The organism is Campylobacter concisus (genome assembly GCA_002092835.1).
Classification (GTDB): domain Bacteria; phylum Campylobacterota; class Campylobacteria; order Campylobacterales; family Campylobacteraceae; genus Campylobacter_A; species Campylobacter_A concisus_K.
The window spans coordinates 487,999-500,926 of the sequence record LVWL01000018.1 but is presented as its reverse complement, the minus strand read 5'-3'; the positions used below and the strand labels follow the sequence as shown (position 1 = coordinate 500,926).

General features: G+C 37.6%; 9 protein-coding genes and 1 pseudogene. 4 read left to right on the top strand and 6 right to left on the bottom strand.

Features of this window, described 5'->3' with window-relative positions; genetic code table 11:
- Positions 1 to 19: 19 nt before the first annotated feature.
- A pseudogene (locus A3835_04340) lies at positions 20 to 1,424 on the bottom strand (serine protease).
- A gap of 155 nt (positions 1,425 to 1,579) precedes the next feature.
- On the opposite strand from A3835_04340, the gene A3835_04335 reads away from it, so the two are divergent.
- Genes A3835_04335 through A3835_04325 form a run of 3 tightly spaced genes read left to right on the top strand, consistent with a single transcriptional unit; the run spans position 1,580 to position 4,484 of the window.
- The gene (locus A3835_04335; protein ID ORI08745.1) at positions 1,580 to 2,476 is read left to right on the top strand and encodes a DnaJ family protein; all 897 of its coding nucleotides are present in this window, start codon (positions 1,580 to 1,582) and stop codon (positions 2,474 to 2,476) included.
- A 4-nt stretch (positions 2,477 to 2,480) separates the two neighbouring features.
- On the top strand, positions 2,481 to 2,855 hold the full coding sequence (locus tag A3835_04330; GenBank protein ID ORI08744.1) for a MerR family transcriptional regulator: 375 nt from the start codon (positions 2,481 to 2,483) through the stop codon (positions 2,853 to 2,855).
- A 3-nt stretch (positions 2,856 to 2,858) separates the two neighbouring features.
- Positions 2,859 to 4,484, top strand: coding sequence for a potassium transporter (locus tag A3835_04325; GenBank protein ORI08743.1), 1,626 nt, complete (start codon positions 2,859 to 2,861; stop codon positions 4,482 to 4,484).
- Positions 4,485 to 4,587: 103 nt separating this feature from the next.
- Here A3835_04325 and A3835_04320 read toward each other — a convergent pair whose 3' ends face one another.
- Both A3835_04320 and A3835_04315 read right to left on the bottom strand, forming a co-directional pair.
- Entirely contained in the window at positions 4,588 to 5,787 is a 1,200-nt protein-coding gene (locus A3835_04320; protein ORI08742.1) for a hypothetical protein, read from the bottom strand.
- Positions 5,788 to 5,839: 52 nt separating this feature from the next.
- A complete protein-coding gene (locus A3835_04315; protein ID ORI08741.1) occupies positions 5,840 to 8,446 on the bottom strand; it encodes a preprotein translocase subunit SecA in 2,607 nt (868 codons plus the stop codon).
- Positions 8,447 to 8,544: 98 nt separating this feature from the next.
- On the opposite strand from A3835_04315, the gene A3835_04310 reads away from it, so the two are divergent.
- Positions 8,545 to 9,057, top strand: a complete 513-nt coding sequence (locus A3835_04310) for a hypothetical protein (GenBank protein ID ORI08740.1) — start codon at positions 8,545 to 8,547, stop codon at positions 9,055 to 9,057.
- 26 nt (positions 9,058 to 9,083) lie between these two features.
- Here A3835_04310 and A3835_04305 read toward each other — a convergent pair whose 3' ends face one another.
- The 3 genes from A3835_04305 to A3835_04295 are packed head-to-tail and all read right to left on the bottom strand — an operon-like array spanning position 9,084 to position 12,913.
- The gene (locus A3835_04305; protein ORI08739.1) at positions 9,084 to 9,623 is read right to left on the bottom strand and encodes a hypothetical protein; all 540 of its coding nucleotides are present in this window, start codon (positions 9,621 to 9,623) and stop codon (positions 9,084 to 9,086) included.
- Complete coding sequence (locus A3835_04300; protein ID ORI08738.1) at positions 9,620 to 10,939, bottom strand: AAA family ATPase; 1,320 nt, start codon at positions 10,937 to 10,939, stop codon at positions 9,620 to 9,622. The genes A3835_04305 and A3835_04300 overlap by 4 nt, the downstream gene beginning before the upstream one ends.
- Positions 10,940 to 12,913, bottom strand: coding sequence for a glycoside hydrolase (locus A3835_04295; protein ID ORI08770.1), 1,974 nt, complete (start codon positions 12,911 to 12,913; stop codon positions 10,940 to 10,942).
- Between the last annotated feature and the right edge of the window lie 15 nt (positions 12,914 to 12,928).

Sequence of the window (12,928 nt, the reverse complement as noted above, 5' to 3'; positions counted from 1 at the left end):
AATTTCAGCTCTTAGATGATTATTTTATAACAAGGCCTTGTATGATACCACCGCGATTTATCCACACTAGCGTCTTTTTACCTTTTGTATTTTTGACCGTATTTGCAAATGTTTGAAGATCTTTTATGCTCTCTTCACCAACTTGAACGATTACATCACCTCTTTCAAAGCCAAAGTCTTCAGCTTTTGAGCCTGATTTTACATCAGTTACTAGCACGCCTTGAGTATCTGGGCTAATTTTGTATTTATATCTTATCTCATCGCTTAGATTACTAACGCTAAGTCCTTCGATGATAATGCTTTTTGCTATGTCTTTTGAATTGTGATCAGCGTTTGCAAGCTTGATTTTTGCATTCATTATTTTATTTGATCGCTCGTAAGTTATATCAACGCTGCTATTTGGAGTTAGTGAGCCGATGAAATTTTTAAGATCATTTGCATTTTTAATAGTTTTGTCATTTGCAGATATGACTAAGTCGCCTCTTTTTAGCCCAGCTTCATCTGCTGGCATGCCCTGCTCTACGCCGCTTATTAGCGCACCTTCTTTGTTTGTATAAAGCTCTTTTTGCTCATCAGTTAAATTTGCGATAGTTACACCGATAAATCCACGCTCGATCTTGCCGTCAGTTATCAGCTTTTTAGCGATATCTTTTACCATATTTGATGGTATGGCAAAGCCTATACCGTTGTTACCGCCACTTTTTGAAAGTATAGCTGAGTTTATTCCAACTAAATATCCTCTGCTATCAACTAAAGCGCCGCCTGAGTTGCCAGGATTTATCGAGGCGTCTGTTTGGATGAAATTTTCATATTGATTAAGGCCGATATTATCTTTATTTAGCCCTGAAATGATACCTTGAGTGATACTTTCACCAACGCCAAATGGATTACCTATCGCAAATACAACATCTGCATCAAGCAGCTTTGATGAGTCTGCAAAAGTGATAGCATTTAGTCCGCTTGCTTCTATCTTTACGACGGCTAGGTCAGTTTTTGGATCACTTCCTATTAGCTTTGCTTTATACTCTTTGCCGCCATTTGCAAGAGTTACGACTATTTGATCGCTATCTTCTATAACGTGGTTATTTGTAACGATATATCCATCATTTGAGATGATAACACCAGAGCCAAGCGAAGTAGTTTTTTTCTTTTTCTTTTGGTTTTGCAAAGTTAAATCCAAAAAATTCATTGAAAAAAGGGTCATTAAACATCTGCTCAATGCCAGCATTATTTACAGTTTTTGTAGTTGAAATATTTACAACTGAAAGCTTTGCCTGAGCGATCGAGTCATAATAAGAAAGTACACTATTTTTATCGCTAAGTGGCGAGACTCTCGTGATATTAGAGTTAGCTTCATTAAATTTAATATCAGCCCCCACTAAAAAAGAAGCTGCCACTAATGAAATTAGCACAATCTTTTTCATTTTTTTCCTTTAAACTAAAAATTTTTGCAAATTATAAATATAGTGAAAAAATAAAATCTTAACACTTTTTCTTGTTATTAAACAAAAATAAACTTGACTTGCATAGACTAAAGCTTTGTGATATAATCTGTATCAAAAAAATATAAGGAGAATATATGAGTGAAAGCTTGTATGAGACTTTAGGGGTTTCAAAGGGTGCCTCAAGCGACGAGATAAAAAAAGCTTATAGAAAACTTGCTAGAAAATACCACCCAGATATCAATAAAGACCCTGGAGCAGAAGATAAATTTAAAGAGATAAATGCTGCTTATGAAATTTTAAGCGACGATAAAAAACGAGCTCAATACGACCAGTACGGCGATACTATGTTTGGCGGTCAAAATTTCCACGACTTTGCTAGTAGCTCAGCCGATATGGGTGATCTAAATGAAATTTTAAAGAATATCTTCTCAGGTGGCTTTGGTGGCGGTGGAGCTAAATTTAGCAGTGGATTTGGTAGTAATTTTGGAGGCTTTGACGGATTTAGTAGTGGTGGATTTGGCTTTGGCGGAGCTGATCTAGACGTAAATGCAAAAATTTCTATACCATTTGACGTAGCTGTAACTGGTGGCGAACATAAGATAAATTTTAATGGCGAAAGCATTAAGATAAAAATTCCAAGTGGTATAGAGGGTGGAGAAAAACTTCGTGTAAAAGGCAAAGGTAAAAGCGCTGGTGGTCAAAAAGGCGACCTCATACTTGCCATTAGCGTTGAGCCAAGCGACGAATATGAAAGAGTCGGAGACGATCTTTATAAAGATATAGAAATTCCACTAAAAACTATGCTTTTTGGCGGAAAAGTCGATGTACATACTTACAAAAAAGATGTCACGATTAAAATCGCTGAGAACTCAAAAACAGGCACAAAGATCCGCTTAAAAGGATATGGTGTGCAAAATAGAAAGAGCGGAATTTATGGGGATCTTTACTTAAAAGCCAGGGTAAAACTTCCAAATATTAGTGAGCTTGATGAAGGCTTAGTAAAAGAGTTAAAAGAAAAATTACCGGAGTAAAAAAATGCAAAATTATGAAGAACCACTTTTTTTAATAAGCGTTGTTGCAAAGGTTTTAAGCATACATCCACAAACTTTAAGACAATATGAAAGAGAGGGACTTATCGAGCCATCAAGAACAGATGGCAAGATGAGGCTCTACTCACAAAAAGATGTTGATCGCGTAAAAACTATACTAAATTTAACCCGCGAATTAGGTGTAAATTTAGCCGGCGTTGATGTGATACTTCAGTTGAAAGAAAAAATTGACGATTTAGAATCAACTATTGATGAGCTAAATAAAAAATTGCACGAAGCTACCAGTCAAACTAGCACCAAAAGATCGCTCGTAAAAAGGAAAAATAGCTTTGATCTAGTCTTTTATGAAGGTAAAAAATAATTTATGGAACAAATTTTAGAAGGTTTCTTGCTTGTTGCAGCGATCTCAGTCGCATTAAACGTTATTTTTAAAAAATTTCAGATACCAACCATCATCGGCTACATCGTAACTGGTACGCTTATATCAGAATTTTTCAACCTAAAAAGCAATGATGAAATTTCTCATATCGCGGAATTTGGTATCGCATTTTTGATGTTTACCATTGGGCTTGAGTTTAGCTTTAAACACTTAATAGGCATGAAAAAAGAGGTCTTTTTAAATGGCGGCTTACAGGTTTGTTTAAGCGGCTTTATAATGGGTGTGATGCTTTATTATGCCCTTCACTTAAAAGACGAAACAGCACTTATTGCAGGTCTTGCGCTTGCGCTCTCATCAACTGCGATCGTGCTAAAGACGCTAAACGATAGTGGCGATGTGAGTAAAATTTACGGTAGAAAAGCACTTGGAATTTTACTATTTCAAGATATTGCAGTCATTCCTATTTTACTTATGATAGATATGTTTAGCTCGCAAGATGCTTCAATAAATGAGCTTTTGCTAAAGACATTTACAAGTGCGATTATTCTTATCGTTGTGCTATTTCTACTTGGCAAATATGTCATAAACTGGATATTTTATAAAGTTATTCAAACAAATTCGCAAGAAGTTTTTATAGCTACGATTTTATTTATGGTTGTTGGCTCTAGTACTTTGGCTCACTTCTTTGGCTTCTCATACTCTTTGGGTGCATTTTTGGCCGGTATGATGATGGCTGAGACACAGTATAAACACCAAATCGAAGTTGATCTCATACCTTTTAGAGATTTACTCTTAGGGCTATTTTTTATAACCGTTGGCATGCAGATAAATTTTGCTGTAGTTATCTCAAATATCTGGCTTGTTCTTGGCCTAGTATTTAGTGTCATGGTGATAAAAGCTATCGTTGTTTTTGCCATTTTAAACATCTACTTAAAGCGAAGAGTTGCTGCAAAAACTGCACTTAGCATTTGCCAAATAGGCGAATTTGCACTAGCTGTTTTTGGACTAATGACTACTAGAAATTTACTTGATATACAAACTGCTCAAATTTTTATCGCAGCCTCAGTTGTATCGATGTTTGCTACGCCTTTTATACTTAAAAAACTAGATGCGATAGCAGACCTCATAGAACGTGAGATCGTTGTTGAACCAAATGAAACTCTAAAACCGCAAAAAATAAAAAATCACATCGTGGTTTTTGGCTATGAGAGGCTTGGTCAAGAGGTCGTTTTAAGACTAAAAGAGACAAAACTTTTATATCTTGTGCTTGATAATGATATTAGTCTAGTTGAGCTTGGTAGGAGCCGCGGAGAAAATGTATTTTTAGGTAACGTTCTTCAAAGCCACACACTTGAAAATGCCTGCCTAAACGATGCAGCCGCTGTTATTATAACTGTTAATAATGAGCAAAGGGTGGAGCTCATCGCACAAAAGATAAAAGACTACGGTGTAAATACCCAAACTATAATAAAAATAAATGGCGAAGGAAATAAAGATATCTTTGGTGAGCTAGGTAAAAATTTTCACCTAATAAACGAAGAGCGTGTCATGGCAAAAACACTAGTACACGAGGCTCTTCAATGCAAAATCGATCATGATATAAGAGCGTAAAAGTATAAATTTATTCTAGAATTTTACGAGTTTATGTTCAGTTTTAAAATAATCTTTTAAAAATAACTTTTACAAGCAATGAGCAAGCCTAAGCATCTAGGCTTTACTCATTTCTTAACGTTTGAAGTACATTTACTTCTGTGGCTTTTTTAGCTGGATAATAAGACGAGATAGCCACGATAAATACAGCTCCAACGATGATAAGCACAAGATCGATTATGGATAGTTCAAGCGGTAGTTTGCTTGAGCCATAAACATCAGCTGGCAAGTCTATGATATTAAAATTCCCAAGCAAAAATAGCCCCAAAAAGCCAAGCACTAGACCAAATATAATGCCACCTCCGCCGATAACTAGCCCTTGATAAAAGAAGCTTCTTTTTATCTCACTTTTGCTAGCTCCAAGCGCTAAAAGCAAGGCAATCTCCTGCCTGCGGTTCATCACAGTCATTAGTAGTGAGCTTATAATATTTAGCGACGCCACAAGGATAATAAGCATCAAAACGATAAAAAGCGCCCTTTTTTCAAGTGCGAGCGCTGAGAAAAAGTTACCATTTTGCTCCCACCAGCCAATGGCTACAGTGCCAGCTGGAAGTCCATCACGCACCCTTTTTATATCATCAAATGGCTTTTTTGAAAAAATGTGAATGCCGTCATATACGCCATTTGGATAGTCCAAAATTTTCCTCAAAGCCTCAACCGAAGTATATGAGAATGCCTTGTCATAGGCGATAAGCCCAGATGTAAATGAACCGCCGATATCAAAGCGCTTCATCTTTGGCGTTAGTGAAAAGCCAGCTGGATCGGCTTTTGTAAAAATTAGCGTTAGCTTCTCATCATTTCTTAGTCTAAATTCATTTGCGATGCCACTTCCCACCAGTATCTCAAAGCCGCTTAGCTCTTTTTCTTTTAAGGCCTCGTTTACGACCGAGTTTATTTGCTTTTCATCTTTAAAATTTACGCCATAAACCAGTCCGCCCTCAAGCGCATTTGCCGAGCGGTAGATCACCTGTGTGCTAATAAATGGACTAAATTTAAGATCCCTAAATTTAGCCTTTAGCTCATCCACAAAGCTATCATCAATGGAGCCTTTAAAGGCACTTTGAACAGTTATTGGATAGTTCATCGTAAAAAGTTTACGTTCAAATTCTTTATCAAATCCATTCATAATAGCCATAGCAACGATCAAAACCATAAGCCCTATGCTCACACCAAGAAAGGCGAGCAAAGCGCTTAGAGCGATAAATGGCTGAGTTTTATCAAATCTTAAATATTTAAAAAGTAGGTACTTTGGTAAGCTTGTCATCAAATAGCCTTTAAAAAAGTTAAGGCGCTTTCACGCCTTAAAAGTAGAAATTTTAAGCAAATATGCCTTTTTTAGGGCCACTTTTGCCGTGGCAATCTTTATATTTTTTACCGCTTCCACAAGGGCAAGGTGAATTTCTTGGGATCTTTTTCTCTGGCGTAAATTTCTCGTCCTCGTCTTGATTATTGTAGCTTAAATGCTCATTTTCAGCATTTTGGTTAGCCTCGATCATCATTCTAGCTTGCTCTTCTTGCTCCTCGCGGCTCTTAAATCTCACCACCTGTAGCGTCTTAACACTCTCAGTTTTTAGCCTATTTACTAGTTCCATAAAGAGGTTGTAGCTCTCTTTTTTATACTCCACGAGCGGATCTTTTTGGTTGTACCCTCTAAGGCCGATACCAGTTTTTAGGATATCCATCTGATAAAGGTGCTCTCTCCACGCATTATCAAGCACTTGAAGGTATAAAATTTTCTCTATATCTCTTCTTTGCTCCTCGTTTAGCACGCTCATCTTTTCGTTATATCTTGCACCAAAGATTTCAACAAGCTTATCGATAAGCTCATTGTACTCTAGCCCTTTTAGCTCACTCTCGTCGATCTCTTCGCCACAGTCTGCAAGGATGATAGAGCATAAATTTTTAATATCAAAGTCATCTTTCAAGCCACCATGGAAAATTTCAGCCGTGTCAAGCAAATTTGTAACGTATTCAACTCTATTTTGGGCAATCTTTTCGCTCATATCGTAGCTCTTATCTAGTAGCTCGTCACGATATTTATAAATAGTCTTTCTTTGCTCGTTTGCCACGTCGTCATACTCAAGCAAGTGCTTTCTAGCCTCAAAGTGCAAGCTCTCAACTTTCTTTTGGGCATTTTCAACAGCTCTTGTTACCATGCGACTCTCGATGCTTTCGCCCTCGTCGATACCAAGCCTATCCATGATCGCTTTTATGCGGTCGCTGCCAAAAATTCTTAAAAGATTGTCTTCAAGACTTAGGTAAAATCTACTCATACCAGGATCGCCCTGACGTCCAGCACGGCCGCGAAGCTGATTATCTATCCTTCTACTCTCGTGTCTTTCGGTACCGATGATATATAGGCCGCCAAGGTCTCTCACCTCGTCGTTTATCCTGATATCAACACCACGTCCGGCCATATTTGTAGCGATAGTTACAGCACCTTTTACACCAGCTTGTGCGATGATCTCAGCCTCTTTTTCGTGGTTTTTAGCATTTAGCACAGAGTGTGGGATACCTACTTTTTTAAGCATCTCGTGAAGCACTTCACTTCGCTCGATACTCGCAGTTCCTACGAGCACTGGCTGGCCTTTTTCATGAGCTTTTTTGATCTCGTCGATGACTGCTTTAAATTTCTCGTTTTGGGTTTTATAAATAAGGTCATTTGAGTCGATCCTGATAACTGGCACGTTTGTAGGGATCGAGATAACATCAAGGTTGTAAATTTGAGAAAACTCAGTAGCCTCAGTTTGAGCCGTACCAGTCATACCTGCAAGCTTTTTATACATCCTAAAGTAGTTTTGGTAGGTCGTATCGGCAAGAGTTTGGCTCTCTTCTTGGATTTTTACGCCCTCTTTTGCCTCGAGTGCTTGGTGAAGTCCCTCACTAAAGCGTCTGCCCTCACTTAAACGTCCTGTAAATTCATCAACAATGACAACCTCGCCATCTTTTACGACGTAATGAACGTCTTTTTCAAAGAGATTGTGAGCTTTTAGAGCTTGATCTAGGTGGTGGCTTAGTATAGCATTTTCAAGGTTATATAAATTTTCAACACCAAATAATTTTTCAGCCTTGCTTATGCCAGCTTCTGTGATCATTATCGTTCTATTTTTTTCATCTACTATGAAATCCTCAGTTGGCTTTGAGCCTGGCACATTTGGATCAGCCGGAGTACCTCTAGTAAGCTGTTTTGCGACCTGATCTGCTCTTATATAGCCATCAAGTGTGCGGTTTGTTGGACCTGATATTATAAGCGGTGTTCTAGCCTCATCTATCAAGATACTATCGACCTCGTCTACAATGACGAAGTTATGGCCTCTTTGCACCTTTTGGCTAGCTTCAAATTTCATATTATCACGCAGATAGTCAAAGCCAAATTCTGAGTTTGTACCGTATGTTATGTCAGCGTTATACGCAGCTTGTCTTACCTCGTCATCATATCCGCCGCTTAATATCACATCAACACTTAAGCCTAAAAAGTTATAAAGCTCGCCCATTTGCGTCGCATCACGCTTTGCAAGGTAGTCATTTACGGTCACTACATGCACGCCCTTGCCACTCATCGCATTTAAGATAACTGGCAAAGTCGCCACCAATGTCTTACCCTCACCTGTCTTCATCTCAGCGATCCTGCCCTCGTTTAGCACCATGCCGCCGATTAGCTGCACGTCAAAATGGCGCATCTTAAGCACCCTTTTACTAGCCTCTCTAACGATCGCAAAAACATCATTTAAAATTTCATCTAAAGTGACTTTTTCTTCTACTACTTGGGCTTTTAGCTCATTAAATTTGATTTTAAGCTCATCGTCGCTCATCTTTTCATAAGTTGGCTCGAGTGCATTTATCTGTGCAACGCGTCTTATATACTTTTTGACTTCTCTATCGTTTTTTGTGCCAAAAATCTTTCTAAATACCGATGAAATCATTATTTTACCTTCCTAAATTTTTAAACTTTGGATCTTAGCATAGTTTAACTATTTATTTAATTAAACTGGGCTAGAATACGCCAAAAAAAGGATAAAAAATGAGAAAATTTCTAGTTGCATCTCTCGTTGCAGTTTGCTCATTTGGCGCTGGCTTAAATTTCAAAAGCCTTCAAAGTGACTTTACGCAAACTGTATTTAGCGAAGGCAAAAGCATAAATTATAAGGGTAGATTTTACGCAAAAAACGACAATACTGCACTTTGGATATATGAAAGTCCAACGCCAAAGAGAATTTATTTTAACAAAGAGCGTGTGATCGTGATCGAAGATGAGCTTGAGCAAGCTATTATTTCAAAGCTTGATGATACGCCAAATTTGACACAAATCTTGGCTCATGCGGAGCAAATCCAACCAACACTTTACAAAGCGATATATGACGGAGTTGAGTACTTTATAACGATCAAAAACACGCTTCCAACGACGATTGACTATAAAGATAAACTTTCAAATAAAATAAAAATAACCCTAAGCAATCCAGTAAAAGATGCACTCATCCCACAAGAGACGCTAACTCCCGTCATTCCTCAAGGTTATGACATCGTAAATCAATAAATTTGGCTAGCTTTAGCCAAATTTACTCACTTTTCCCCAAAGTCTTTTCCAAATTCTTGAACATTATTTAGATCAATAGGCTTTTGAACTACGTCATTTGGATCTGGCGAGATGATGATCTCATTGCCTTTTTTCTTCTTTTCTGGTTTTGTTACAATCTCTTCATTAACACTTGGATCGGAGCATAAATTTTGGCTCTTTATTGCTTTTATGATCTCGCTTAGCTCAAGATTATTTATCACTTTTATATTTAAGATAAGCACATCATCGATATCAAGAGAGTGCTTTTTGGCTGCGTATTTTATGAAAAGCTCTTTAAATTTCTCTTTTCCCATTGAGGTTAAAATATCTTCCACGTAAAAGCTACCAACTATTATGTTTAAAGCATCAAGAACATACGCTTCATTTTCTTCAACATCACGTCCGACAACTTCAAGGTTCATATTTATCTTTTTTGTTAAATTTTGTCCAGCTTTTGAGTAGATATCTGTTTGAAAATCTCTTACTTTTAGGACGTCTGCAAATGCAAAAACACAAAAAGCAAGGCTTAAAAATAGCTTTTTCATAAATTCTCCTTAATATGCAAAAATACGTTTTCTTGGTAAAATTTCTTAACTTCGTCATCAATTTTAACCACTTTTCTTAAATGCTGCCTAAAATCACTTTTTTTATCATAAAAAAGTTTTAAATTTTTAGGACTTACTGCACGAGAAAGTGCGACGTAGAGTTGTCCTTTGGCAAAAATATGGTTGATATTGCAAATGAGCGAGTTTATGCTCATTCCTTGAGATTTGTGGATGGTTAGGGCGTAAGCAAGCTTAAATGGAAACTGATAGAGCGATGCCTGTACATTTTCTTCGATCTCATCTTCGTTTAAATTTAGCGAACTAAATATATAAGCGGCTTTTTCTATCTCACAAATTTCGCCGCTATCTTTTTTAACTATCACGCTTGAGATGATGCCATTTTCTTTTAAAATTTGCATGATCTTGCCTTGCTCTCCGTTGTAATATTCGCCCCATTTATTTGACGTAAAGATGATCTTGGCACCGATCTTCATCTCCAAATCTCTTGAGATATTTAGTGTATTTGCCCATTTTTCAAACTCTTTTTTATCTAAATTTTCATCCAAAATGCTTACATCTGAGTTTGAAATTTCAAGTGGCGTGTCAAGTTCTGAAAGCCTTTTTTGATTTAGCATTTCAGCCTCGGCATTTCTACCAAAAAGCACACTCGTATCATCATCTGGCTCTATCTTGGACACTCTTAAACTCTCTATATAGTTAATTATCTCATCATCTAGCTCGCCTACTCGCAGCCTAGAGAGAATCTCATAAAATTTAAGATCATTTGTGCGTTTTGAGATGAGAAGTTCGACATTTGTAAATTTCATATCCTCCCACGCACTGGAGTTAAAAGCGTATAAAAAATTAAAAAGCCTATTTTCGTTTTGCTCCTTTTGCACTGGCGGAAGCTGATAAAAATCACCCACTATAAGCACCCTGCCTTTAAATTTAGAGGTGAGCAGGCGATATCTTATCATCTCCATTAAACCTGAGCTCACCATTGAAATTTCATCAATTACAAGCAGATCACAAGCATCTAGCATATTTCTTAGCTTGCTTAGTTTGTCTTTTTGATGATAGTCAAAGCGCCTTAGCTCCTCGTAGTCCTTGCAGTAGCCAAATTTAAAAAAGCTATGCAAACTAACTCCTCCAAGGCTAACGGCACTTATGCCAGTTGAGCCAAGAATGATGACGTTTTTAAAATTTTCTTTGTAATGCCTGATGACAGAGGCCGTTAGATAACTCTTGCCAACGCCTCCACCACCAGTTAAAAAGACGTTTGAGCGAGATAAAATTTCTAAAATTTGTTCTAGCATCTACTCAAACATCTCTGGGCGATACTCAAAGTGCATCGTATCAAAGTGCTTCCAGCGTCCACCCCAGATAAATTTATGTTTTTCAAAAACACGCACTATCTTTTCAGGGATGAGATTTTGGTAGCCATTGCTCCACTGCCAATAGTGGCTCTTTTTCACATTTATATCGATCGCAATACCGTAGCTGTGCGGGCTCAAGCGGTTTGTGCCAGCGATTACTCGCCACTTAAATGTTCCACCTGGATTTTTTAAATATTCAAGCAAACTAGCATCGCTTTTTACCATATCGTTTAGCTCATTGCTTACGTCTTGCAAAGCAGCTGCGGCTCCATTTTTAGAGTTAAATGGTAGTTTTAGCGCAAGGCTATCTTTTAGCCAAACAACATCTACCAAATTTGCTTTTACCTCGCTCTCGCTTGAGCCATAAATTTTGCCTAAAAATTCATAATTTCTACATCTGCCAGCATCGCTTAGTGCGGTGCTAAGTGGCGAAAATGCAGCGTAATCAAGCGCATTCATATCCTCTATATCAGCATCAATACTACACTCATCGTCTTTTTGCTTAAAGTCATCATAGACAAATATTGTTCCATCACTAAATTTGACTAAATTATCCTCAACCTTAACATCATAAGCCCTTTGTAAAGCTGAAATTTTTCTAGCTTTATCGCTTATTACATTTTCGGGCTTTATCACATTTATAGAATCAACCTTTGAAATGAGCAAATTTGAGTTTTGTATATCGCTTCTGTTTTGTCCAATGTTTAGCGTAGTTACTGCCGTAGCACCGATTAACGCTCTGCCGTTATTTTCAGTTTTTAGTCCCCAAGCATCATGTACCACGTAGATATCATCGCCCTTGTACCCAGCATAAAGCATGATATGCCCTGGCAGATGCACGAGTGTAAGATATGGCACACCTTTTTCTTTTATCTCTTTTGTTTTTGCAGCGTTACTAAGTCCTTTTAGATCAAATTTTTGCCCCATATTTGCTTGAGCTTTTGAGTTTCTAGGTAGCCACACACCAAAGCTAGCTAGCAGATCTTTCGTAAAAAGCGAGCAATCCCTTAGCTTATCAACCCCACCCCAACCATAAGGCTGAGTAAGAAGGGAGCTAATAAGTGTTTTTAGATTTGAGTCATTAAATTTAAGAGGAAAAAGAGCGCCAACAGACTTTGGCAACACAAATTCTCTCAAGAGATTTCTTACATAAATTTTACCGTAGTAGTTTTTACTATCCTGTGCCAAAACAGGCAGTATCGCTCCGACTCTTGAATAAAATAAAAAATTTCCAGCCTTATCATAAACTGGCATCTTGTCCGTTTTTATAGTTACAAAACTTGACTTTTGATAGGCATTTGCCTCATCGTCGCTTATAAATTTGATATCCTCGACCTTTACCCAGCCCCAAACCGCATCATCGCTAACAAACGCCCATGCCCTATCTTTAGAAAGGTGTGAGACAAAAAGTGGATGAGCGATGCTTAGGGTTGATTCTTGCAAATAATCAAACGGATAGCCCTCGCCTGGAGTTTGCGGATTTAAAAATATCGGCTCATCGGTTGGAAAATTTCTCAAAGCTGTGTTTGCCGAAGTTAGAGCATAAGCAGAGATGCTTGAAAGAGCTGAAAAATTTGCATTGTCCTTTTGTGCGTCAAACCAGCTTTGAGGTATCTGTCTAAAATTTGAGCCAAAATACTTTCTCTTTTCGCTTGGCTTATATATATTAAATGCCCAAAAGACATCGTTTGGATTAAATTTTACACCCTTTAATGTAAAAACCTTAAACCTTCTTTTTAAAATTTCTTCTTGGTCAAAGCTTGCACTTTGCATATTTTGCGGTAGCGACGAGGCATCTTGCTTAATTTCAAAATCAAGCAAACTAATGCGTTCATTTGGCTTATATACATTTTCATCTGGTAAAGAATTTTGCACACTTGGCTTTGGCTGGGTCTGCGAACATCCCAAAAACAAAGCAACACTAAACGC

Bases quoted from the DNA above. Each gene is read 5' to 3' on its own strand.
- A3835_04335 (ORI08745.1), top strand. From the start codon at position 1,580: ATGAGTGAAAGCTTGTATGAGACTTTAGGGGTTTCAAAGGGTGCCTCA.
- A3835_04330 (ORI08744.1), top strand. From the start codon at position 2,481: ATGCAAAATTATGAAGAACCACTTTTTTTAATAAGCGTTGTTGCAAAG.
- A3835_04325 (ORI08743.1), top strand. From the start codon at position 2,859: ATGGAACAAATTTTAGAAGGTTTCTTGCTTGTTGCAGCGATCTCAGTC.
- A3835_04320 (ORI08742.1), bottom strand. From the start codon at position 5,787: ATGACAAGCTTACCAAAGTACCTACTTTTTAAATATTTAAGATTTGAT.
- A3835_04315 (ORI08741.1), bottom strand. From the start codon at position 8,446: ATGATTTCATCGGTATTTAGAAAGATTTTTGGCACAAAAAACGATAGA.
- A3835_04310 (ORI08740.1), top strand. From the start codon at position 8,545: ATGAGAAAATTTCTAGTTGCATCTCTCGTTGCAGTTTGCTCATTTGGC.
- A3835_04305 (ORI08739.1), bottom strand. From the start codon at position 9,623: ATGAAAAAGCTATTTTTAAGCCTTGCTTTTTGTGTTTTTGCATTTGCA.
- A3835_04300 (ORI08738.1), bottom strand. From the start codon at position 10,939: ATGCTAGAACAAATTTTAGAAATTTTATCTCGCTCAAACGTCTTTTTA.